The organism is Sphaerisporangium melleum, assembly GCF_014646695.1.
GTDB classification, from domain to species: Bacteria; Actinomycetota; Actinomycetes; order Streptosporangiales; family Streptosporangiaceae; genus Sphaerisporangium; species Sphaerisporangium melleum.
This window is the reverse complement of the sequence record NZ_BMNT01000028.1, coordinates 23482-46854: the sequence shown is the minus strand read 5'-3', so window position 1 is coordinate 46854 and position 23373 is coordinate 23482. Positions and strand designations below refer to the sequence as shown.

Sequence of the window (23373 nt, the reverse complement as noted above, 5' to 3'; positions counted from 1 at the left end):
CAGGGCGGGCAGTGGCGGCCGGCCTTCGGTGGCGGTGGCGCTGCGGACGCTGCCCGCGACCTCGCCGCCGGCCCGGCACCGGTGCGCGCCTGCACCGGCTGAGGCGAGAAGTGCGGACGGTCCTTCGCCGGCCGGACAGGGCGGGCCGGCGAAGGACCGCCGGTCAGCAGTCGACCAGGTCGGGCCGCTGGTTGAGGATCTGGGCGCGGGCGGTGACGAACTCCGCGAGCGCCTTCTCGGCCGACGGGTCGAACACCGCCACCCGGTGGCAGTTCTGGAAGGCGAGCCGCACGCCGAAGTGGCGCTCCAGGGCTCCCCGCATGGCATCGCTCGCCATGCAGCGCAGCAACTGGCCCCGCGCGGCCTCGTCCGGCGGAGGCGTCAGGTTGTCGGCGAACTCGGCGCCGCTCTCCTCACGTTCCCGGACCAGCCCCGTGATCATCGACCAGGCGTACGGGAGGGAGTCGCGGACACAGGCGAGAAACGCCTCGTCGTCCACGTCTCCGGCGCGAGCCTGGTCGATGAGCTCGTTCGGAACGGTCAGCGACATGCTGGTTCTCCTCTCGAGATGGGCGACTTTCGACGTTATGCGGCACGTCGGGACGTCTCCAGGTGGCGGAAGGGGGACAGTCACGTGGGCCGGGGCGGTCCCGGCCGGGCGGACGGCGGTCATCGGGCAGGTCATGGAGCCGCTCGTCGCCAGGTCATCCGGCGGTCACCCTGGGGCTCTCGCCGAAGACGAAGCCATGGTCGATCTGCCGCGTGAGGTCCTCACCGGTGGCCGCGTCGGCCCAGGCCCTGGCGTTGCGCACGTGGAACTCGACGGTCTGGCGGCCGAAGCGCTCCCAGTCCTTCTCCTGCACCCGCACCCGTCCCAGCAGCACGGCCAGGGCGTCGAGGTTGATCGGCTCCAGGTCGTCCAGGGTGAACGGGCGGCCCTGCTCCATCGCCCGGACGGCCGGGGAGTGCTCCAGGCACACCAGCAGGTCGTCGCCCACCTGCTCGGCGAGGAAGGCGGCGTCCTGCTCGGAGTGGACCTTGTTGCCGACCACGGCGATGGGCACCTCGAAGTCGCGGGCGTGGTCGAGGTACTGGCGGTAGACGCTCACGCCCTGCCGGGTGGGCTCCGCCACCAGGAAGGTCATGTCGAACCGGGTGAACATGCCGGAAGCGAAGGAGTCGGCCCCGGCGGTCATGTCGACGACGACGTACTCGTCGCGCTCGTCGACCAGGTGGTTGAGGTACAGCTCGACCGCGCCGACCTTGGAGTGATAGCAGGCCACCCCGAGGTCGTCCTCGTCGAACGGGCCGGTGACCATCAGGTCGAAGCCCTGGACGGGCACCGAGAACCGCTCGGCGAAGAACGGGTCGGCGAGGGTGACCAGCCGGGAACCCCGGCCCGGCGGGGTCGTCTTGACCATCGACGCGGCGGAGCGGATCAGCGGGTTGACGCCGCGCAGATATTCCTTGATCTCGCCGAGGTGTGCACCCAGCGGCTCGGGCAGGGCCGCGGGGTCGAGGCCGAGGAGCATGCCGAGGTGCTGGTTGATGTCGGCGTCGATGGCGACCACCGGGTCGCCCTGCCGTGCGACGTACCGGGCGAACAGCGACGACAGCGTGGTCTTGCCGCTGCCGCCCTTGCCGACGAAGGCGACTCTCATAGGTGCGATCCAATCTGGTTATGAAAACCATTGCAAGTACCGACGAGCCCATGATGCCACGGACCGGTGCTCCCGAAGCCGTTCTTCGCCAGGTCATGACCTTGATGTCACCCTGCTGACCAGCACATATGGCCACAATGCCCGCCTAAGCCACAGCCACCCGGAGACCGCTCGCACTTGCCGGGCTGTGCTCCACCACGATCAGCCCGCCGATGTCCGTGCCCGCATCATCGAGTTGGACGTCTTGCCGCCCGTCCGCGAAATGGACCAGCACGCCGTCTCGGGTGCCCGGCGCCGGTCCCGAGTGGTCGAAGGGGGCTGGTGCGGTGACCGCATACATGCACCGGGCGCGGCTCCACACTTCGGCATGTGCCGCATGTGATCGGCGCCGGGCCGGCGGGTCGGCGTACGGCGATGCCGGCGCCGGCTACGGCGTCCGACCCGGTCAACGTTCGTGGACAGCGCACGAGGTACGGCCGGCAGCCGAGGAAGTGCTCACTCGTCAGCGGCCGCCAGGTGGGGCCGGGAGGAGGTCAGGTGCGGGCGGCCGGGGGGTGGTAGTACTTCAGGATGGCCGTCAGGGTCGGCCTCAGCCGTTCCCACTCCGGCCCGGTGGTCACCCAGTCGATCACGCTGGCCCGGCCGCCGGTGACGATCACCCGCCGCAGCTCGTGGTATGGGACGCCCTTCACCGCCCACGAGTGGTAGCCCGGGCCGGTCCAGGTGCTCTCCCAGTCCGCGGCCTGCCGCCCGCCTCCCGTTCCGGCGGTGGCGGGAGAGGGGCTCGCGGTCCCGGCCGGCGCCTTCTCCAGGCGGACCTTCCGGTACTTGCGCACCGACGCCGCCAGGGACCGCTCGGTCTCCTCCAGCAGGTCCAGCGGGGTCCTTCCCCGGGCGTCGCCGACCTGCACCTCCAGGTAGGCGGTGCCGGTCGGCGCCGCCCAGGTGTGCCTGCCGTCCCGCACCGTGAGCCGCCAGCCGCGCGGCACGCCGGCCTTCCAGCCCGCCTCGGCGTCGTACCACCGCAGGCGCAACCGGGCGGGTGCGGGCGCGGCGGAGGCGGTGCCGCCCACGGTCTGGCCGGACGTGGGGGCGGCCGGGCTCCCGGCCGCGGACGTGCCGCCGGAGGTGGGGGCCGCCGCGTCGGACGGCCGCAGGATCGCCCAGCCGCCGACGGCCACCGCGAGCGCCGCGGCGGCCGCCACTCCGGCGAGCATCCTGGTCCGCGCGACGAAGCGCGGACCGGACGGCGCGGGCGTGGGGCATGGGGACCTCAGCGGTTCCAGCAGGGCCTTGGCCTGGGCGGCGCTCATCCGCTTGGCCGGGTCCTTGGCGAGCAGGCCGGTGAGGACCGGGCGCAGCTCTTCGGGGACCCTGGCCAGCTCGGCGTCCTGGGTGAGCAGCGAGGCCAGCGGCCCCATCGAGTTGTCGTGCGGCGGGCGGCCGACCACCGTGGCGAACAGCGTGGCGCCGAGCGACCACAGATCACCCTCGGGGGCGGCGGGCGCTCCGTCGAGCCGTTCGGGGGCGACGAAGCCGGGCGAGCCCACCGTGCCGCTGCGCTGGGCGTAGGGGTCGCCGAGCGAGGTGGCGATGCCGAAGTCGCTGAGCACCACCCGCCCGTCGTAGCCGATCAGGATGTTGGCCGGCTTGACGTCGCGGTGCACCACCCCGGCCGTGTGCGCGACCGACAGCGCCGTGAGGACCTCGCTCGCGATGGTGGCGGCCCGGGTCACCGACAGCGGGCCCTCGCTGGCCAGCACGCGGTCCAGGGAGCGGGAGGGGACGAGCTCCATGATGATCCAGGGATGCCCGTCCTCCTCGGCGACGTCGTAGACCCCGACGATCGTGCGGTGGTTGAGCCGGGCGGCCGTGCGGGCCTCGCGCGAGGTGCGCTGCAGCATCTGGAGCCGCTGGCGGGAGTCCAGCCGGGGCGGGACCAGGACCTCCTTGACGGCGACCGGCCGGTCCAGGAGGGTGTCGTGTCCTTCCCACACCATGCCCATGCCGCCCTGGCCGAGGGCGCGCACCAGGCGGTACCGCCTCACCACCAGTTGACCAGGAGTTCCCATCGCAAAATGCCCCTTCGCAGGCGATGGAGCGACAAGTCAGCAGATGGGCAGTCTTCCACAGTTCCCGGGACCGGCGCGCTCCAATGGCGAGGGCGGCTGTCCAGCGCGGCGTCAGGGGTGCCGCATGCCGTCGAAGGGCAGGGTGCCGCTGGCGATGTGCGCCAGGGTGATCTCGCTCAGCGTCCGGTCCTCGAACGCGCGCAGCGCCGTCCACACATCGGCCAGCGGCCCGGCGGCGCCCGGGAACCGCTCACCCCGGGGAGGCACGCCCTCGATCACCAGGATGACGTCGGCCAGCGTGATCTCCATGGCCGGGCGGGCCAGCCAGTAGCCGCCGTCCGGCCCGCGCTGGCTCTCGATGAGCCCCGCCCGCCGCAACTGCAGCAGGATGTTGTCCAGGAACCGGCGCGGGATGTCCTGGACGGTCGCGATGCGCTCCGCGGGCACCGGCCCGGGCGGCGCCGCCGCGAGTTCCGCGACGGCGCGCAGCGCGTACTGTGTCCTCGCCGAGATCCGCATCAGCCGACGCGCTGGTCGAGCCCCCAGCGGCGCCGGAGAGCGTTGTCGGCCGCACCGAAGACCATGTCCACGACGATGCCGATGACCAGGATCACGATCATCGTCGCGAGGAGCCCGGGGGCGTCGGACAGTTCGCGGGCGTTGTCGAGCTGCTCGCCGATCGACGTCTGGTGCGCGATGATCACGAGCAGCTCGCCGGCCATGAGGGAGCGCCAGGCGAACGCCCAGCCCTGCTTGAGGCCGGACAGGAACGAGGGCAGCGAAGCGGGCAGGATGACGTGCCGGTAGAGCGCGAGGCGCCGCAGGCCGAGGATGTGCCCGGCGCGCAGCAGGATCGGCGGGGTGTAGTCGACCCCGGCGATCAGGCCGTTGGCGATGGACGGGGCGGCCCCGAGGACGACCACGAACAGGATCGCGCTCTCGCTGAGCTTGAACAGCAGGATGGCCAGCGGGAACCACGCGATGGACGGCATGGTCTGCAGGCCGGTGATCAGCGAGCCGAACGCCGCGCGCAGCGGCCGCACCCGGGACACGGCCGCGCCGACGACCAGCCCGGTCAGCACCGCGATGGCGAACCCGATGACCGCCCGGCGCATGGTCACCGCCACGGCCGCGTAGAACTCGCCGTCGCCGAGGCGGTGCCCCAGATCGGCGAGCACCGTGCCGGGCCCGGGCAGGACGTACTCCGGGCGCCAGCCGCTCAGCACGACCAGCTCCCAGATGGCCAGGACCAGGATGATCGCCGAGATCATCGGCCAGGCCCGCGCCCAGACACGCGAGGCGAGGCCGCGCCGCTCCCGGCCGGACAGCTCCAGCGCGTCCAGCCCGGCGAGGTGCTGGGAGACGTCGGCGGTCATCGCTCGCCTCCCGATGGTGTGGTGCCGGTGGCCGCGTCCGGGCCGCTCGCGGCGGGGGCGCGGCGGGCGTGCCGCAGCACCTCCTGCTTGAGGCGGTCGGTGATGGTGGCGGCCTGCCCGGTGACCTCGCCGGAGTCGGTGCGGCGCGGCCGGTCGAGCGTGATCTTGTAGTCCTCGATCACGGTGCCGGGCCTGCTGCTCAGCAGCACCACCCGGTCGCCGAGCCGCACGGCCTCGCGCACGTTGTGCGTCACGAACAGCACCGACAGGCCGCGCTCGCGCCAGATGCGCTCCAGCTCGTCGTGCAGCAGGTCGCGGGTCATCGCGTCGAGCGCGCCGAACGGCTCGTCCATGAGCAGCACGTCGGCGTCCTGCGCGAGGGCCCGCGCGAGCGCCACCCGCTGGCGCATGCCGCCGGACAGCTCGTGCGGCCGCTTGCCGCCGAAGTCGCCCAGGTGGACGGTCTCCAGCAGCTCGGCCGCCCGGGCCCGGCGCTGCTTTCTGGTCGTGCCGGCGCCCGTGCTGGTCACCCGCAGCGCCAGCTCGATGTTGGCCGAGACGGTGAGCCAGGGGAACAGCGCGGGCTCCTGGAACATCATCGCGATGCGCGCGCCGCCGGTGTCGATCGTCCCGGCCGTGGCGCGGTCGAGCCCGGCGACCAGATTGAGCAGCGTGCTCTTGCCGCAGCCGGACGCGCCGAGCAGGCAGACGAACTCGCCCCTGGCGACCGACAGCGTGACCCGGTCCAGGGCGAGCAGTTCCCTGCCGTACACCTTGGAGACGGCGTCCAGCCGGACCGCGGGCTCGCGCCCGTCGATCCGGCCGGAGCGCAGCTCCTTCGTGGGAGCCGTCATCTGTCGGCCACCGCCTGCTCGCCCTTGGCGGCGAGGACCTCGTTGAGGATCTTCAGGTCGTAGATGCCGTTGAGGTCCACCGGGTCGAGCAGCCCGACCTTCACCGCGTGGTCGGCGCTGCCCACCAGCGAGGAGGCGATCGGGTCGTTGGTGAAGGCGATGTTCTTGAACGCGCTCTCCAGCACCTCGGGCTTGAGCGGCTTGCCGCTGAGGTCCTGCAGTTCGGCGTTGATGGCCTCCTTGGCACCGGCCGGGTCGGAGTTGATGTAGGCGGTCGACTCGACGTGCGCCTCGATCAGCTTCTTGACCAGGTCGGGGTGCTCCTTGAGGAACTGCTGCCGGACGATCAGGTGCGTGATCACGAACTTGTTGCCCGGCCACAGGTCGGACTCGTTCAGCAGGATCTTGCCCTTGCTCTCGAGCACGAGACGGCTGGCGAAGGGCTCGGGCACCCAGGCGCCGTCGATGTCGCCGGTCGCGAAGGTCTGCAGGGTCTGGGCGTTCTCCTGGGGCACGATCGAGACGTCGCCGCCGCCCTTGGTGTCGGTCTTGAGCCCCTTCTCCTGCAGCCAGTAGCGCAGCGCGACGTCCTGGGTGTTGCCGAGCTGCGGTGTGGCGATCTTCTTGCCCTTGAGGTCGGCCACGTCGTTGATCTCGGGCTTGACGACGAGGAAGACCCCGCCGGAGGCCGCGCCAGCGATGATCTTGATGGCCTGTCCCTTGGACTTGGACCAGGCGTTGATGGCCGGGTTCGGCCCGATGTAGGTGGCGTCGATGGCGTCGGAGAAGATCGCCTCGGTCGCGGCCGGGCCGGCGTTGAACGTGGCCGTCTTCAGCGTGACGTTCGAGCCGAGCGCCTTGGCGAAGAAGCCCTTCTTGACCCCCACCAGGGCCGTGGAGTGCGTGATGTTCGGAAAGAAGCCGAGGCGCACCTCGGTCTTGGCAGCCTCGCCGCCGGAGGATCCCCCATCCCCTCCGCAGGCCGCCGCGAGGGCGGTCACCGCGACCGCGGCCAGCGCGGCCGCCATCCCTCGTAGCCTGCGAACCTTCATGACACTCTCCCTAATTCCTACTTAATAAGTCGGTTGAGTGCAATAAGACGGCATGCCGGACACGCTGTCAAGCCGAGGATGGGTACGGCGAAAAGGTCGTTACCGGTTCGTGTCTCCGGCGGTCGGCCCGGGGATCAGCCGGCGGTGACGCGGTACGCGCGGCCCGCCGTGGCGGGGAAGGAGACGGCGTCCCCCTCGACCAGGCACGGGACCGGGGTCCGGCAGCCGTTGAGGAAGGCCGGGTTGCGCAGCCGGACCTCGCCGTCGCGATCGGGCATGACCCGCACCTCGGTCAGTTCGCCGTCCCGCCAGGACGCGCCCACCGTGTGCCCGCCGCGGGCGCGCAGCCCGTCGAACGAGCCGGACGGCCACGCCGGCGGCAGCGCCGGAAGCACGTCGATCACCCCGGTGTGGCTCTGCAGCAGCATCTCGGCGATGCCCGCCGTCGTGCCGAGGTTGCCGTCGATCTGGTACGGCGGATGGGTGCTCCACAGATTGGGCAGCGTGCCGTGCCTGAGCTGCTCGCCCAGCAGGTGGTGCGCCCGTTCCCCGTCGAGCAGCCGCGCCCACAGGTTGACCTTCCACGCCCGGCTCCAGCCGGGGCCGCCGTTGCCGCGCCACTCCAGCGTGACCCGCGCCGCCTCGCCGAACTCCGTGCAGGGGTGGATGCGCCGGCCCGGGTGCAGGGCGAAAAGGTGGGAGAGGTGCCGGTGCGTGTCACTCGGGTCGTCCCAGTCTGCCCGCCACTCCTGCAACTGGCCGGACGCCCCGACGCGCAGGCCCTCGTCCAGCTCGCCGAGCGCCTTCAGGATGCGGTACCCGGGGTCCAGGCCCAGGTGGTCGGCCGCCTCGACGGTGTTGGCCAGCAGGTCCCACACGATCTGCTGGGAGGCCGCGGCGCCCGCCGAGAACGGGCCGTGTTCGGGCGAGTGACTGGGCGACACCACCAGGCCGCCGTCCTCCACCAGCGTGTCCAGCCAGAACTCCGCCGCCTCCCGCAGCACCGGGTAGACGTGATCGCGAAGGTGGCCGAGGTCCTGGCCGAACAGGTAGCGCTCGTACAGGTGCTGGGTGAGCCAGGCCGCCGCCTCGGGGAACCAGAACGCTGTGGGCCAGCCGTGGACGCCGGTGAAGCCGAACGGATTGGTGGCCGAGTGCACCACCCAGCCCGGCGCGCCGAACATGCTCGCGGCGGTGCGCCTGCCCGGGACGCGCAGCGCCTCGACGAAGCGCAGCAGCGGGCCGGTGCACTCGGGGAGCGCGGTCACCTCGGCCGGCCAGTAGTTCATCTGCAGGTTGACGTTGGTGTGCCAGTCGCAGTTCCACGGTGGCGCCGGGCTGTCGTTCCACAGGCCCTGCAGGTTGGCCGGCAGCGGCGAGTCCTCCCGGGAGGAGGCGATCAGCAGGTAACGGCCGTAGGCGAACAGCAGCGTCTCCAGCGCCCGGTCATCGGAGCCCTCCCGGCCGTACGCGGCGAGCGCGCGGTCGGTCGGCTGCAGCGGCCCGCGGCCCGCGCCGATGTCGAGCCGGACGCGGTCGAACAGCCCCCGGTGGTCGGCGATGTGCTCGGCGCGCACCTCGGCGTACCCGCGCGCGGACGCCCGCTCCACCTGGGCCGTCACCGTCGCGTGCGGGTGCGGTCCCCGGTAGTGCGGGTGCTCCTGGGCGTAGTCGGTGCCGGCGGCGAAGACCAGCGTCACGGCGTCCGCTCCCTGGACGCCGACCGTCTCGGCCCCGTCGGTGCGGGTGCCGCCCTCGCAGGTCACCTGGACCTGCCCCTCGTAGCGCAGCCCGTTGTCGTCCAGCGCCCCGCGCATGGTGATCCGCCCCGCGGTGACCGAGATGTCCGGCGGCGTGCTCGACGGGCCGGGGACCAGGTGCACCGTCAGGGACACCTGCCCGGGGCGGTCGGCGGTCAGCCGGACGACGAGCACCTGGGCGGGGTTGCTCGCGAAGTGCTCGCGGGTGAAGCGCACCCCGGCGGCCGTGTAGCCCACCGTCGCGACCGCGGTGGCGAGATCGAGCTCCCGGCGGTACCCCGTGACTCCGCCGGCCGTGGTACGGCCCGCGGGGTCTTCGGCGTCCGGGACGGAGATGTCGAGCAGGAGGTCGCCGAACGGCTGGTAGGCGCCGAAGCCGGGGATGTGCCCGTCCATGGCGGCGACGTCGCCGAGCAGATGGGCGGCCTCGGCCGGGGCGATGCGGCCCTCCTCGGCGATGCGCCGCCTGGTCTCGGCCAGCACGCCGGGCCGGGGGGCGGGCCAGTCGCCGTGGCGGTACCCGTCGGGCCCGGCGTCCTTCGATCCGGGGCCGCCGGTCCACAGGGTGCTCTCGTTGAGGGCGAGCCGTTCGGTGCCGAGCCGCCCGAAGACCATCGCGCCGAGTCTGCCGTTGCCGATGGGCAGTGCCTGCCGTTCCCATGCGTCGTGCTCATCCGCCCCGTCCGCGGGCCGGTCGTACCACAGGCTCAGCATGTCTCCCCGATCAGCGTGGTGATCAACCGCATCTTAACCAGGGCATATGGAATTCAGTTACAAGAAGCGTTAAGTGGTACTTGTTCCGCAGGAAAGGGCGTGGTCGGGCCCGGGGACGGCTCCGGCGAACGCGCGTCCCCGGCGTCCCGATCGCCCCGTGCCCTGTGGGCCGAGGCCGGTGGCGCGCCGGTCGCGGCCGAGACCTTCTCTCTGATCAGCGCCCAGTCGGGGGCGGCCGTGTTGATGAGCGGCGGCACGAATTGCACGCTTTCGAGGCGTGCGTCCTTAATCTTCGAGGAGAGAGCGATGAACGCGGGAAGTGATTCTTGGGGGATATCTGTAGATATGTAGCGCTTTGCCGCATCAGCGAGCCGTTCGAAGCTCCTGAGCACCGTGAACGGATCGGCCTGGCGGGCCATCGCGTCCAGCAGGCACCGCTGCCGTCCCATGCGGATGTAGTCGTCGCCGTCGGACCGGGACCGGCCGAACCAGAGAGCCTCCTGGCCGGAGAGCCGCCGGGTGCCCGCCCGCAGCACGCCGCCCTCCAGCCCGTACGGGATGTCGTGCTTGACGGTCACCGTCACGCCGCCGGTCGCGTCGACGATGCGCGCGAAGCCCTTCATGTCCACCATCGCGTAGTAGTCGATGGGGAGACCGAGGATGCCGCCGATGGTGCGCTTGAGCAGTTCGGGCCCGCGCCGCCCGGCAGGGACGCCCGGCACCATCGCCGGATGGTCCTCGGCCCACTGGTACACCTCGTTGAGCAGCGCGGGCCGGCCCGGGATGCCGTCCCCGGTGAAGCCGAAGGGGAACATCCGCCGCGCCGGCCCCTCGGGCATCGGCACGTGCTGCAGGTTGCGGGGCAGGCTGAACAGCACCGTGCGACCGCTCCTGGTGTCGACGGCCGCCACCGACATGCTGTCGGTGCGCGCCCCCGGCCGCGAGGGCGCCGCGTCCGCACCCAGGAGCAGGATGTTCACCCGGTGCCTGCCCCGCCAGGGGTCGGCGTCGGCCGCAGCGCCGCGCTCGGCGAACACCGTGGTCACCACCTCGCGGCCCACATAGGCCAGGCGGGCGGCGTAGAACGAGGGCAGCAGGACCGCGGCGCACATCAGCCCCACGACGCCCCGCGCCAGGGCGTGTCGGACGCCGGTGAGCGGGGACGGGCGCAGCACCCGGTAGGACGCGACGATCAGGGCCGCCCACCACAGGCCGGCCAGCACCGTCGCGACGGCCACCCCCGCCAGCCGGCCCGGCCGGGCCAGCAGGCCGAGCGCCTCCGGGCGCAGCACCGTGGCCGCCGCCGTCCCGACCGCGAGCAGCGTCCCGTACACCGACAGCAGCACGACGCCGGCCGTCCGCCGTCCGGCGCGCAGGTGGGCGAGACCCCACACCAGCGCCGACGCGAGGGTGAGCCCGAGAGTGGCGCTCAGCGGTCGCGGGCCCGGTTCACCTCTCATCGGTATCGCGCCTTCCGGGGATCGTCACCTCACCAGCAGATGATCACAGGTTAGTAACGGTGCACGCCGTGATCTCCGCTCCGGCGTCGCGACACACCGGAGAAGCGGTCTGAGGTGGGAAGATGTCCGGAACGTGATGGAAGGTGACCGGGACCCGCGCCCATCAGCAGGTCACCAGGTGACCGGCACCTCCATCAGGCCCCCGGTCAGCCTGCCCTCCCGCAGCCGCAGCTCCTCTGCCGGCACCGCCAGTTCCATCGTCGGGAACCGCCGGAACAGCGTGCCGAAGACCTCGTTCAGCTCGACCCTGGCCAGGTTCGCCCCGATGCAGTAGTGCTGCGCGTACCCGAAGGCGATGTGCGGCTCGGGCTGCGAGCGGTGCGCGTCGAACACCTCCGGCTCGGCGAAGACGTTCTCGTCCCGGTTCGCCGCCGCGGAGATGATGATCACCGGCTCCCCGGCGCGGATGGTCACCTCCCCCGCCTCCACGTCGGCCTTGGCGTACCGCACCAGGCCGTGGTCGGACGGGGAGGCGATCCGCAGGATCTCCTCCACCACCTGCGGCACCACGGAGGGATCGGCCACCACGGCGTCGCGCTGGGCGAGGTCGCGCAGCAGATACACCACGCCGAAGTCGATACTGTTGACCGTGGTCTCGTGCCCGGCGAACAGCAGGCCCGCCCCCAGCCGGGAGATCTCCTGGTCGTCGGCCTCCATGTGCGCGAGATCCGACAGCACGTCCTCCGCCGGGTGCGCGCGCTTGCGGTTCACCAGCTCCAGGATGTAGGCGCTGAACTTCTCCAGCGCCGCCGCCGACGCCGCGGGGTCCGTCGTGATGGAGATGCCGTCCGACAGCGCCCGGAAGTGCTCGCGGTCCTCGAACGGCACGCCGAGCAACTCGCAGATCACCAGCACCGGCAGCGGGAAGGAGAAGTTCTCGTGCAGGTCGAGCGGCGGCGTCTTCTCCGCCATCTCGTCCAGCAGCCCGCTGACCAGCTCCTGGACGTGGCCCGACAGCGCCTTCATCCGCCGGGCCGAGAACGCGGGCGTCAGGAGCTTGCGCATCCGCTGGTGCCGCTCCTTCTCGGTGGCGTAGTCCCCCGAGGGACCACCCATCAGCGCCGACCCCGACACCCGGGTCGCCGAGTCCGGGTCGGGGTGTGAGCGGCCGAGCCGCTCGTCGGCGAGTAACCGCCGGACCATCTCGTACTCGGTCACCAGCCACGCCTCGCCGCCGGTCTGGGTGCGTACCCTGCTGATCGGCCCTTCCTTGCGCAGCTCCCGGTAGGTCGGCGAGATGTCGAGCGCGTTGTTCCGCTGGAACGGCATCTGCGGCAGATCGGACACAGTCGGGGTCCCTCCGTCGGTTCGCTCCCCTTTGCGAACGGTCCTTTCGACGTTCGCACCCGAGCGCCGATCCCGCAATGCCCACAGTCAAGACAAGTCATGACACATAGTGATCACCAACCTCTGACCGCGCGCGGGTGATCAGCCCAAAGGACGCCCGTCATGATGCACCGTCCCCATGGGCGGACCGAGCCGGCCGCCGGAGCGCGGACCGCAGGACGATCGCGCCGGTGACCTCGTCCCGATAGGCGTCCACCAGAACCAGGCCGTAGTCATAGCAGGGGTAGGGGTGCGCGTATGGGTCGAGCCGGGCGGTGCGGATGGTGCCCTGGCTGCGCACCGGCATGGCCTCCAGCGCGGCGAGCAGTTCCCGGTGGGCGGTCTCGCGTACGTCGGTCACCCCGCATACGCCGTTCCCGTCAGGTGCGTCGGCTTCCCACATCCACAACGTCGGCGGCTCCTCCCGCCGGCCTTCGGTCGCCCGGCTCACCGTCCCGCTCCCAGGTGGTAGGCACGCCGCCTGTCCACAATTCGGTCCGGGTCTCGGCGACGACCCGGCGGAATCGCGGCGGCGTACTCACCGGATGGCGTGACCCCCGGCGGATGAGGCGTACGGATACGCGCCGACGTGGCGGAACCGATGGCGACGGCAGGCTCAGCCCGGGGCCGGGTGAGAGCCGCAGACCGGTCGCGAGCGGCGGAATCGGCGAGAGGACGGGTGAAACCGGCGGAGCGTACGGCGATGGGACGGACGGGGACGGCGGGCGGGTGGTCGCAGCCGCCGAGGCGCCGCCGGGCGTCCAGCCGTGCGCGCATCTGCGCGGCGGTGGGCTGCTCCCACTGGTGGTGCCGCCGATGCGGAAGGGTGTGCGCCCGGTGGTCGTAGGGCGGATGACCACACCACCGGCACCCCAACGGCAAAGGCGGCGCATCCCTCCGCCACCGAATCCGAATCGCCCGAATGGTCCTAGGGTTGGACACGGGTCAGGACCTCGATTCCTGATCAAGGGCCCGTCCGGTCGTGTGCAGCGCCGGGCGGGCCCGCGTTTTTACCTGGCAGGTCCATCACAACCGTGCGCGTTCGGGCTACGGAAGGGGAGACTGGAGGAGGCAGGCGGATATCCTCGTTCCCCCCGAGAGGTGGCACGCGGCGATGAACATGCTTCCGGGGTGGGCCGCTCGGCTTCGTGCTGAGCGTTGTGATCGCCTCTGGTCCTTGAAGGACACGGCCGCCCGGCTGCGAGAGGCGGCCGATGAGCGCACCCGCGAGCGGCTGCCGACCGGCGAAAGTCTTCGCCGCATGATCAGGGCGTGGGAGGCCGGCGAACACCGACCCGGTGAGTTGTACACCGAGTTGTACAGCCGGGTGTTCGGTGTTCCGGCCGAGGAGTTGTTCGCCGGAGCGGCCGAGGTCACGACGGTGGGCGGTTCTGACGACGAACTGGAGGCGCTTGAGCTGGCGCGGCGGATCGAGGCAAGCGACATCGGCCGCGAGACGATCGAGCGGTTGGAACTGGCCGTCGATGAGCTGGCGATCGCCTATCCGGGTACGCCGCCGGGCGAGCTGCTCGTCCGGGTACGCCGCCACCTGAGATATGTGTTTCAGTTGCTGGACGCGCGCAAGACCCTTGACGAACACCGGCGTCTCCTCGTCGTGGGTGGCTGGCTCTCACTGCTCGCCGCGACCTGCCACATAGATCTTCACCAGTTCTCCGCTGGCGGTGCCCGGCTGCGTACGGCCGCTCATCTGGCCAAACACGCCGACTACCCCGAGATCGCCGCGTGGTGCCTGGAGACCCAGGCGTGGCAGGTGCTCACCGCCGGGGACCACCAGCACGCACTCGATCTAGCCCAGGCCGCGCAACGGGTCGCGCCCAAGGGCGGCTCCGCCTACATCCAGGCGACTGCCCAGGAAGGCCGGGCGTGGGCTCGGCTCGGCGCGGCACGGGAGACACGCGAGACGCTCGACCGGGTGGCCCGCCTGGTCGCTCCCCTGCCGACTCCGGACCGGCCCGAACATCACTACCGGTACGACCCCGCCAAGTCGGACGCCTACACCGCCACCACGCTGTCCTGGCTCGGTGACCCCGCGGCCGAGCCGTACGCCCGTGGTGTGCTCGCCCGGCTCCAGTCCACGACCGACGGCCCGCCCCGGCCCCGCCGGGCCGTGTCCGCCCGGCTTGATCTCGCCCTGGCGCTACTGGCCGCCGATCAGCCCGACGAGGCCGGGCACCTGACCCTCACCGCGATCACGAGCGGGCTTCTGGTGCCGTCGAACTACTGGCGAGCAGCCGAGGTGATCAGCGCAGTGGAAACCCGTCACCTCCCCGAGGTGGCTGAGCTACGCGAGGCATACCGGGAACTGTGCGGCCCCACCCACCCGCGACCACGGTGATCGCTTCCGCTCATGGCGGCCCCGAGCCTGCAGAGCCGGCTTGGCAGCGACTACAGGCCGAGTGACGTGCCCACCGCCGCGCGGGCACCTCATCAGAGAGAGCCCCTGCTCAGGATGAGTAGCACCTCATGCGTCGAGGTTCGTGGCTAGGAGCGGGTATGCGGTAGCCATATCGGCAGCGCATCCAGCAGGGCGTTCCATCCCCCTGCCAGCAACCACCACATGCCCATCGCGAGCACGACGCCCATCAGCAGCGTTATCATGATCAACTTTGCTAAAGCTCGTCCAGAAGACGCGGTTGAGCGCCGGGAGGTCAGCACGGCGCCAGTCAATCAAGCGAGCAGGCAGTGCACCAGACCCTACCGAGCAGGTGGCGGATGACAGCGCTCCCGGTTCCGGCTCACCAGGTGGCGGCTCCTTGGAAGGACGTGGGGGTGGGGCGGTAGCCGAGGTGGTGGCGGGCGGCGGTGATGTCGAGGGTGCGCTCCACGGCGAGGTGGCCGACGCCGTACCGGGTCAGGCGCGGCGGGCGGGAGCGGCCGAGCGTGTGGAAGGCGGTCTCGGCGACCGCGGCCAGCGGCCCGGCGACGGCGGCGGGCAGGTAGGCCGGGCGGGCGGCGACGCCTCGTTCACGCAGGAAGGCGCGCAGGGCGTCGTCCAGGACGACGGGGTCGGCGTCGGTCACGTTGAACACCCCGGTCTCCACCGGGCCGGCGGCGGCCTGCAGGCATGCCTGTGCCAGGTTGCCGACCGAGGTCAGGCTGATGCGCTGACGTCCGGTGCCGACCGCCCACAGCCGGCCGCCGCGTACCGCGCCGAGCAGCCGGGGCAGCAGGGTACGGTCACCAGGGCCGTAGATCGCGTGCGGCCTGAGCACCACGGCCGTGTCCCGCACCAATCGCTCGGCCAGGGCCTTCGAAGCGCCATAGGCGTTGACGTACCGCGCCGCGTGGCACTCGTCCTCGCGGGCCATCACCGTGGGGCGCAGCGGGTCGTACACGCTGGCCGTGCTCACGTGGACGAACCGCGCGCCGGGGAAGGCCTGCCGTACCCGTAGCGTGCCGTGCGCGTTGACCTCGAAGAACTCCCGGGACGGGCCCCAGTCGGTCACGGTGCCCGCGCAGTGGATCACCGCGTCCACCTCGGGCAGGTCGTCCGGCGGTGGCCGGGTGATGTCCCAGGAGCGGTACGACGCCGCCATGGTCGCCGCGACGGCGAGGCCGCCGCGCGACCGGCCGACGCCGAACCGGCCGGCCCTGCCGGACCGTCCGTGCGACGGCGTCACGGCCGCTTCCGTCGTGCCGAGAGCCGCGCGGGGGCGGCGGCCGAAGGCGTGAACCTCCCACCCGGCCGCCGCGGCGGCCTGGCACACGGCGCCGCCGACGAACCCCGACGCCCCGGTGACCGCGACCTTCATGGCCGCCCACGAGCGACCGCGGCGCGCAGGCGGGCGCGGTCGAGCTTGTCGGTCCGGCCCGTACGGGGGAAGGCATCGAGGACCGCGACCCGGTCGGGCAGCGCCCCGGCGTCCACCAGGCCGGGTACGGCGCGGCGCAGCGCGGCCGGGTCGAACCCGTCGTCGGGACGCACGGCGAGCACGACCTCCTCGTCGCCGGTCGCCGGGTCGGTGACGCCGACGATCGCGGCCTCCGCCACCCCGGGCAGCGCGGCCAGCGCCGGCTCGTACAGGCCCGGGTAGATGTTCACCCCGTCCCGGAGGATCATGTCCTTCTTGCGGCCGAGCAGGACCAACCGGCCGTGCTCGTCGAGACGGGCCAGGTCACCGGTGGCGACCTCGCGCAGCGGCGGCTCACCGAGGTAGCCGCGGGCGAGCTGCGGACCCGAGACGTGCAGTTCCCCGTCGTCGGCGATCCGGGCGGCGACTCCCGGTAGCGGCGTGCCGAGCAGGTCCCCCTCCGGGCAGGCCAGCTTCTCCTCCGCGGTCGCGATGGCGATCGGCAGTGCCTCGGTCATCGCGTACACCGAGCGGATGTCGGCGCGCGGGGCGGCGGCGCGGGCGCGGCGCAGTACGGCGGGCGGGGAGGGGGCCGTGCCGAGCAGCAGGTGGCGCAGGGTGTCCGGCAGCCGGGGGTCCTCCCGCAGGATGCGGTCGAGCCGCACCGGGACGCAGAAGGCGTGGGTGGCCTCCCGTTCGGCCACTTCCCGGGCGAACGGCCGCCCGCCGGGCAGTGACCAGGTGGCACCGGCCATGAGGGCGGGCAGGCCCAGCATGAGCTGGTCGGTGTGCACGACGTCGCCGGGGGCCAGCGGGACCGCGGAGCGGAAGAGCGCCGAGCCCTCGGCGAGCGACCCCCGGGTGTGCACGACGCCGCGCGGCCGTCCGGTCGTCCCCGAAGTGAACACCACCACGGCCGGCTGCTCGCCCAGGACGGCGCTGCCAGGCCGGGACGGGGCGGCTGTGGGTGGGCGATGCCGCCCATCGGGGTCGTCACGGTGCTCTGCATGGAGGTACGGCGGCGTAGGGGTCTGCGCCGTTCCCAGGCGGTGGCCTGCCGCCGGGTCGTAGGGCGCTGTCGGATCGTGGGCTGCCGCCGGACCATGCGGGACCGCCGGATCGTGGGGTGCTGTCCGGGCGTGGGGTGATTCAGCACCAGAGAGGGCTGCCGGGGTGTGGGGTGGGGCCTGGTAGCCGGGCAGGGAGTGCAGGGCGAGGGCGCCGCGGGGGACGCCGGGCAGCCACCGGCCCGCGTACAGGTGCCGCACCGCACGGCCGGGAATCGGCTCGGCGAGCCGGGGCAGCGTGAGCCCCCGGCGGCGGGCCAGGCCGCGCAGCGGCCCGCTCAGGGTGTAGGCGAGCGCGTCGGCGACCACCCAGGACGGGGGCGCCAGGGCCAGCCGCCCGGCCGCCACCTCGGGGGCCAGGCCGGGATCGACCAGGACGAGCATCCCGCCGGCCGCGACGGCTCCCAGCGCCAGGACCACGGCGTCCGGACCGGGCCGGGTGGCGAAGAGCACCGCCTCGCCCGGCCGCAGGCCCGCCATGGCCTCGGACCCGGCGCGGACCCGGCGCTCCAGCTCGCCGTACGTCAGGCGCGCGCCGCGCTGGTCGATGATCGCGACATGGCGCGGGGCACCCGCCGCTGCGTCGAGCACCTCGGTGACGACGTCCTTCACCTGGTCGCTCCGATCTTCTCGGGTCGGGGGCGCACCCGGGGTCCCGCTGGGCGGCGCTTCGACGTGGTCATGCGGCCGGCCGGGTGGGCACGGACGTGGTGGCGGGGCGGGCCGCGGTGATCCACAGGTGGCGGTAGGCGGGGATGAGCACTCTGCGGGCGGGGCGGCGGGCGGTGACGCGGACGGGGTGGGCGAGGACCGCGGCGGCCACGGCGCGGATCTCGGCCAGCGCCAGCGGGTAGCCGACGCAGAAGTGCGGCCCGGCCCCGAACCACAGGTGGCGCAGCTCCGGCGGGTGCGGCCGGTGCGGGTCGAACGGGCCGTAGGCGCGGGCGCAGTTGTGCGTGACGATGAGCACCCGGTCGCCCGGCCGTACCGGCACCCGGCCGACCCGCGCGGGGGTGGCCACCGAGCGCAGCATGACCGGTGTCGGGGTGGTGATCCGCATCGCCTCTTCGATCGCCCGGTCCAGTTCCTGCGGCCCGTCCGGGTGCAGGCCCGCGTCGTGCAGCAGCGCGACCAGCCGGGGGACGAACGTGGCCACGGTCTCGGTGCCGGTGAGGAAGAACGCGCCCGCCGCGCCCCGCGCCTCGGCCTCCGACAGGCCGAGGGAACGCATGCGGCCCATGACCGTGGTCTCATCGCCCCGCGCGTAGGCGGCCGCGGCGATGTCGCCCACCCGGTCCAGCACTTCGCGGGCGGCGGCGATCTGCGGTTCCGACAGGCGGCGCGAGCGCAGCGACACCATGGACACCACGCGCTCGCCCTCGGCGAAGAGCGCGCGCGCCTCGGTCGCGGAGACCTCGCCCATGCCGATCACCCGGCAGATGACCGCGCCGGCCATGAGCCGCATCTCGTCGGCGAGGTCGACCGTCTCGCCGCGTCCCAGCCGCGCGGACAGGTCCGCGAGCGGCGCGGCGAGCACCTGCGACACCAGCGCGCCGACCGTGGCGGGGGCGAAGAGGGGGGCGAGCCTGCGGCGCAGCGCCGCGTGCGCCTCGCCCTCCATGTTGAGCAGCACGGACGGGCCGAGTACGGGCGTCCACAGGTCGCCGGGCGAACCGGGGCCGTCCTTGCGGAAGCGTTCGTCCAGCAGCACGGCGCGCGCCGTGGCCGCGTCGTTGACCACGACGCCGAGGCCGGGCACCCGCACCACCGGGCCGCACCGGGCGAGCAGCCGCATCAGCGGATAGGCGACCGGATGCGCGGCCAGATACAACCGCGCCTCCTGCCCTGGCCGGCAGCGGCGGGCGGAGGTCATCGGACGTCCACGACCTCGGGGCGGTAGTGGTGGTCGGCGTACCAGGCGAGGGTGCCGGCCAGGCCGTACGCGCGCAGGCGGCGCACCGAGCCGTACACCACGACGTCCCGCCGCGAGGCGTACGCGGCGGTCACCTTGCGCACCCGGTTGACCAGGGCGCGGTCCTCGTGCACCTCCTCGATGGCGGTGCGCGGGAACCCGCCGGAGCGTTCGTAGAGCGAGGCGGTGAGGGCGACCGTGGCGCCCGGCATCATGACGTACGGGCCGAGATAGGCGTCGTCGCGGTTGCCGGGGCGCAGCCGGCCGAACGCGGCGGCGACCTCGACGACGAACGGGATGAGGCGGCGCTCCCACAGCTTCAACCGGAACTCGTCGTTGCGCGGGCGCAGCTTGCCGCCGACCATCTCCAGCCCGTCGCCGAAGGCCCGCCTGATCGCGCGTACCCAGTCGCGGCGCGGCAGGCAGTCGGCGTCCGTCCTGGCCAGGTGGGTGGCCCCCTGCGCGATGGCGTGTCGCATGCCGGTGTCGGAGGCGGCGCCGGTGCCCTTGTGCTCTTCCTGGACGAGGTGGACGGTCAGCGATGACGCGGCGGCGTACGCCCGCACCGCCTCGGCCGTGCCGTCCGTGCTCGCGTTGTCCACGACGAGCAGCGTGAAGTCCCGGTCGTCCTGTTCCTCCAGGGCGCGCAGCGTCGCCTCGATGCCCTTGACCTCGTTGTACGCCGGGACGATCACCCACAGGTCCATGCCGGTCACGCTTCTCCGCCCGCCGGTCACAGGTCCGCGAACAGCACGCCGAGGCTGATGCCGCCGCCGAGGCCGAGCAGCGCGACCCGGTCGCCGGGACGCGCGCCGCCGGCGCACAGTTGCAGCGGCAGTGACGCCGAGGCGCAGTTGCCGTGGTCGGGCAGCGTCACCGCCAGGCGGTCCTCGGGAACGCCCAGCATGTGGACCAGCGTGGTCAGGTAGGGCAGCGCCACCTGGTGGACGGCCACGAGCGTGAAGTCGTCCCAGGTGAGGCCGGTGCGTTTGAGGGCGTTGAGGAAGAGGTCGGGGCCGACGAGCTCGAACGCCTCCTTCAGCCGCCGCCCGTCGCCGTGGAAGTAGGAGTACTCGGGGTCGCGCGGGTGGGCCGAGCCGCCGCCGGGCAGTGTGCCGATCGGCCATGCCGTGGAGTCCGCCGCGAAGTCGCGGTAGAAGATGCCGCGGTGCGGGTCGGCGGTCACCAGCACCGCCGCGCCGGCGTCGGAGAGCGTGTAGCCCGCGAAGGCGTCGGCGAACTGCGTCCGGTCGTTGACCCGCCAGCGGACGGCCCGCGAGGGCATCTCGCCCGTGCAGACCAGCACTTTGCGGTGGGCTCCGGTCCTGATCAGCGCGTCGGCCACCTGCAGACCGTTGAGCAGGCTGTTGCAGGCGTTCTTGACGTCGAACACCGGGCAGGACAGGCCGAGCTTGGCCGCGACGATGTGCGCGGTCGCCGGCTCGACCATGTCCTGCGAGGCCGAGGCGAAGATCAGCAGGTCGGCGTCCGCGTGGTCGTCGAGCTTCCGGACGGCGGCCACCGCGAGGTCGGACGCCTGCTGCCCGTCGGGCGCGACGTGCCGCCGCCGGATGCCGGTCATCCGCTCGATGACGCCGGGACGCGGGACGTACCCCTCGATGCGCGCCTCCACCTCGGCACTGCTCATGGTGCGCTCAGGCAGATGCGCCGCCACCCCCGCTATCCGGGCTCTCATCGCGCCCCTCCGTGTCGGTCGACTGGCCCCGTTTGCGGGAATCTACCGATATATGACGCAGTGGCGGACGGTGGGGTTCGCATGCACGGCCGTGTGGGGCGAGGGGGTCAGGCGGCGGGGATGACGTTGGTGGTCACGGCGGCGATGACGAGGATGCCGAGCAGGACGCGGTAGATGATGAACGGCGTGAAGCGGTGGGTGCTGATGTAGCGCAGGAACCAGGCGATGGCTGCGTACCCCACGGCGAACGACACCACGGTGGCGACGATCGTGGGCCCCCATGCCGGAGCCGGCCCCTCGCCGATCTTGAACAGCTCCAGGGCGCCCGACATGAGCACGGCCGGCACGGCGAGCAGGAAGGAGTACTCCGCGGCCTCCTCGCGCCGGTAGCCGAGCAGCAGGCCGGCGCCGGTCGTGCCGCCGGAGCGGGAGACGCCGGGGATGAGGGCGAGCGCCTGGGCCAGGCCGTAGGTGAGGGCGTGCGGCAGGTTGAGGTTCTTGTCCAGGGTCAGCTCGTTGCGGGCCAGCCGGTCGGCGACGGCCAGCAGCAGGCCGAAGACGATGAGGCACGCGCCGACCAGGCGCAGGTCGCGCAGGGTGGTCTCGATGGTGTGCTGGAAGGCCAGGCCGAGCACGCCGATCGGGACGCTGCCCGCGATCACGTACCAGCCCATGCGCGCCGCGGGGGCCTCGCGCAGCTCGGGCCGCACCAGCGAGCGGGTCCAGGTGGAGACGATCTCGAAGATGCGTGCCCGGAAGTAGATCAGCACGGCGGCCTCGGTGCCGAGCTGGATCACCGCGGTGAAGGCCGCGCCGGGGTCCTGCCAGCCGAAGAACGCCGACACCACCCGGACGTGCGCGCTCGACGAGATGGGCAGGAACTCCGTCAGTCCCTGCACCAGACCGAGCACGAGGGCCTCGAACCAGCCGATCACTGCACACACCTTTCACGGGAGGGCCGCCGGGGACGCACTAAGCGAGGCTAGCGGACCCGGCGGCCTCCCATGATCGGCCGGACGGCCGACCGGGCGGAGCGCGCCTGGTCAGGCGTCGGTGCGGGCCTCGGGGCGGTCGTCGAGCTCCCACTGGGTGTGGAAGACGCCCTCGCGGTCGGTCCTGCGGTAGGTGTGGGCGCCGAAGAAGTCGCGCTGCGCCTGGATGAGCGCGGCCGGCAGCCGGTCGGCGCGCAGCCCGTCGTAGTAGGCCAGCGAGCTGGCGAAGCCCGGGGCGGGGATGCCGCTCCTGGTCGCGGTGACCGCGACGTCACGCCAGGCGTCCTGGGCGTCGCCCACCTCGGCGGCGAAGCGCGCGTCGGTCAGCAGGGTCGGGGTGGCCGGGTCGGTCTCGTACGCCTCGCGGATGCGGTCGAGGAACTTCGCCCGGATGATGCAGCCGCCCCGCCAGATGGTGGCCATCGCCCCGAGGTCGATGTTCCAGCCGTACTCGGCGCTGCCGGCCTGGATCTCGTTGAAGCCCTGCGCGTAGGCGACGACCTTGGAGGCGTACAGCGCCTGCTCCACCGCGTCGGCGAAGGAGCTGCCGAGACCGCCGCCGGACGGGCCGGCGAGGCCGCGCGCGGCGCCGCGCATGTCGACGTGGCCGGACAGCGACCGGGCGAAGGTGGCCTCGGCGATGCCGGTGACCGGGACTCCGAGGTCGAGGGCGGCCTGGACGGTCCACCGGCCGGTGCCCTTCTGCTCGGCCTGGTCGAGCACGATGTCCACGAACGGCTTGCCGGTGGCCTTGTCCACGTGGGACAGCACGTCGGCGGTGATCTCGATCAGGTAGGAGCCGAGCCGGCCCTCGTTCCAGGTGCGGAAGGTCTCGGCGATCTCGCCCGGGGCCATCCCCGACGCCTTGCGCAGCAGGTCGTAGGCCTCGGCGATCAGCTGCATGTCGGCGTACTCGATGCCGTTGTGCACCATCTTGACGAAGTGGCCCGCGCCGTCCGGGCCGACGTAGGTGCAACAGGGGACGCCGTCGACCTTGGCCGCGATGTCCTCCAGGATGGGGCCGAGCGACTCGTAGGCCTCCGGCGAGCCGCCGGGCATGATGCTCGGGCCTTCGAGGGCGCCCTGCTCGCCGCCGGAGATGCCGACGCCGACGAAGTGGATGCCGCGCTCGCGCAGCGCCTGCTCGCGGCGGCGGGTGTCGGCGAAGTGGGCGTTGCCGCCGTCGATCAGGATGTCGCCGGGTTCGAGCAGCGGGGCGTACTCGTCGATCACCGCGTCGGTCGAGGCGCCCGCCTGGACCATGATCACCATCTTGCGCGGACGGGCCAGCGAGGCGACGAACTCCTGCGGGGTCTCGGCCGGGATGAAGTCCCCTTCGTGGCCGAACTCCTCCATCAGCGCCTTGGTCTTGGTGGGCGTGCGGTTGTGCACGGCGACGGCGTACCCGTGCCGGGCGAAGTTGCGCGCAAGGTTGCGGCCCATGACGCCGAGTCCTGTCACACCGATGACCGCTTGCTGTGCCATGTCCGATCACTCTCCTTCTGATCCGGCTATACGCCGTGCGTGGCCGCCCGGTTCGATGGAGCAGGGGGAACCTC

Annotated in this window: 19 protein-coding genes; 1 reads left to right on the top strand and 18 read right to left on the bottom strand. The window is 72.4% G+C overall.

Annotated features, from left to right (window positions below; all coding sequences use genetic code 11):
• Window positions 1–163: 163 nt before the first annotated feature.
• From IEY93_RS23900 to IEY93_RS23850, 11 genes are all read right to left on the bottom strand, one after another.
• Window positions 164–550, bottom strand: coding sequence for an SCO5389 family protein (locus IEY93_RS23900; protein ID WP_189165352.1), 387 nt, complete (start codon window positions 548–550; stop codon window positions 164–166).
• Window positions 551–704: 154 nt separating this feature from the next.
• Window positions 705–1661: an ATP-binding protein gene (locus IEY93_RS23895; RefSeq protein WP_189165351.1), complete on the bottom strand. Its 957-nt coding sequence runs from the start codon at window positions 1659–1661 to the stop codon at window positions 705–707.
• 533 nt (window positions 1662–2194) lie between these two features.
• Window positions 2195–3733: a serine/threonine-protein kinase gene (locus IEY93_RS23890; protein WP_189165350.1), complete on the bottom strand. Its 1539-nt coding sequence runs from the start codon at window positions 3731–3733 to the stop codon at window positions 2195–2197.
• Window positions 3734–3844: 111 nt separating this feature from the next.
• Window positions 3845–4252, bottom strand: a complete 408-nt coding sequence (locus IEY93_RS23885) for an RrF2 family transcriptional regulator (protein ID WP_189165349.1) — start codon at window positions 4250–4252, stop codon at window positions 3845–3847.
• Window positions 4252–5109: an ABC transporter permease gene (locus IEY93_RS23880; RefSeq protein WP_189165348.1), complete on the bottom strand. Its 858-nt coding sequence runs from the start codon at window positions 5107–5109 to the stop codon at window positions 4252–4254. Before IEY93_RS23880 ends, IEY93_RS23885 begins: the two co-directional genes overlap by 1 nt.
• Window positions 5106–5963, bottom strand: a complete 858-nt coding sequence (locus IEY93_RS23875) for an ABC transporter ATP-binding protein (protein ID WP_189165347.1) — start codon at window positions 5961–5963, stop codon at window positions 5106–5108. Before IEY93_RS23875 ends, IEY93_RS23880 begins: the two co-directional genes overlap by 4 nt.
• Window positions 5960–7015 (bottom strand): ABC transporter substrate-binding protein, encoded by a 1056-nt coding sequence (locus tag IEY93_RS23870; RefSeq protein ID WP_189165346.1) that lies wholly within the window; start codon window positions 7013–7015, stop codon window positions 5960–5962. Before IEY93_RS23870 ends, IEY93_RS23875 begins: the two co-directional genes overlap by 4 nt.
• A 134-nt stretch (window positions 7016–7149) precedes the next feature.
• Window positions 7150–9489, bottom strand: a complete 2340-nt coding sequence (locus tag IEY93_RS23865; RefSeq protein ID WP_189165345.1) for a glycoside hydrolase family 95 protein — start codon at window positions 9487–9489, stop codon at window positions 7150–7152.
• Between the two features lie 53 nt (window positions 9490–9542).
• Window positions 9543–10949, bottom strand: coding sequence for an LCP family protein (locus IEY93_RS23860; protein WP_189165344.1), 1407 nt, complete (start codon window positions 10947–10949; stop codon window positions 9543–9545).
• Window positions 10950–11120: 171 nt separating this feature from the next.
• Window positions 11121–12296 carry a cytochrome P450 gene (locus IEY93_RS23855; RefSeq protein ID WP_229691409.1) on the bottom strand — a complete coding sequence of 392 codons (1176 nt, stop codon included), beginning with the start codon at window positions 12294–12296 and terminating at the stop codon, window positions 11121–11123.
• A gap of 160 nt (window positions 12297–12456) precedes the next feature.
• A complete protein-coding gene (locus IEY93_RS23850; RefSeq protein ID WP_189165343.1) occupies window positions 12457–12786 on the bottom strand; it encodes a hypothetical protein in 330 nt (109 codons plus the stop codon).
• 726 nt (window positions 12787–13512) lie between these two features.
• Between IEY93_RS23850 and IEY93_RS23845 the strand changes: the two genes are divergently transcribed.
• Window positions 13513–14691, top strand: coding sequence for an NsdA family TPR-like regulatory protein (locus tag IEY93_RS23845; protein ID WP_189165342.1), 1179 nt, complete (start codon window positions 13513–13515; stop codon window positions 14689–14691).
• A 400-nt stretch (window positions 14692–15091) separates the two neighbouring features.
• On the opposite strand, the gene IEY93_RS23840 is transcribed toward IEY93_RS23845, so the two are convergent.
• From IEY93_RS23840 to gnd, 7 genes are all read right to left on the bottom strand, one after another.
• Window positions 15092–16108, bottom strand: a complete 1017-nt coding sequence (locus tag IEY93_RS23840) for an NAD-dependent epimerase/dehydratase family protein (protein WP_189165341.1) — start codon at window positions 16106–16108, stop codon at window positions 15092–15094.
• Window positions 16105–17826, bottom strand: coding sequence for an ANL family adenylate-forming protein (locus IEY93_RS23835; protein WP_229691408.1), 1722 nt, complete (start codon window positions 17824–17826; stop codon window positions 16105–16107). Before IEY93_RS23835 ends, IEY93_RS23840 begins: the two co-directional genes overlap by 4 nt.
• A 67-nt stretch (window positions 17827–17893) precedes the next feature.
• Window positions 17894–19087: a cytochrome P450 gene (locus tag IEY93_RS23830; RefSeq protein ID WP_189165340.1), complete on the bottom strand. Its 1194-nt coding sequence runs from the start codon at window positions 19085–19087 to the stop codon at window positions 17894–17896.
• Complete coding sequence (locus tag IEY93_RS23825; protein WP_189165419.1) at window positions 19084–19833, bottom strand: glycosyltransferase family A protein; 750 nt, start codon at window positions 19831–19833, stop codon at window positions 19084–19086. The genes IEY93_RS23830 and IEY93_RS23825 overlap by 4 nt, the downstream gene beginning before the upstream one ends.
• 26 nt (window positions 19834–19859) lie before the next feature.
• Entirely contained in the window at window positions 19860–20822 is a 963-nt protein-coding gene (locus tag IEY93_RS23820; protein ID WP_189165339.1) for a 3-oxoacyl-ACP synthase III family protein, read from the bottom strand.
• A gap of 107 nt (window positions 20823–20929) precedes the next feature.
• Window positions 20930–21757, bottom strand: coding sequence for an undecaprenyl-diphosphate phosphatase (locus IEY93_RS23815; protein ID WP_229691407.1), 828 nt, complete (start codon window positions 21755–21757; stop codon window positions 20930–20932).
• A gap of 108 nt (window positions 21758–21865) precedes the next feature.
• Window positions 21866–23299, bottom strand: coding sequence for an NADP-dependent phosphogluconate dehydrogenase (gene gnd, locus IEY93_RS23810; RefSeq protein ID WP_189165338.1), 1434 nt, complete (start codon window positions 23297–23299; stop codon window positions 21866–21868).
• Between the last annotated feature and the right edge of the window lie 74 nt (window positions 23300–23373).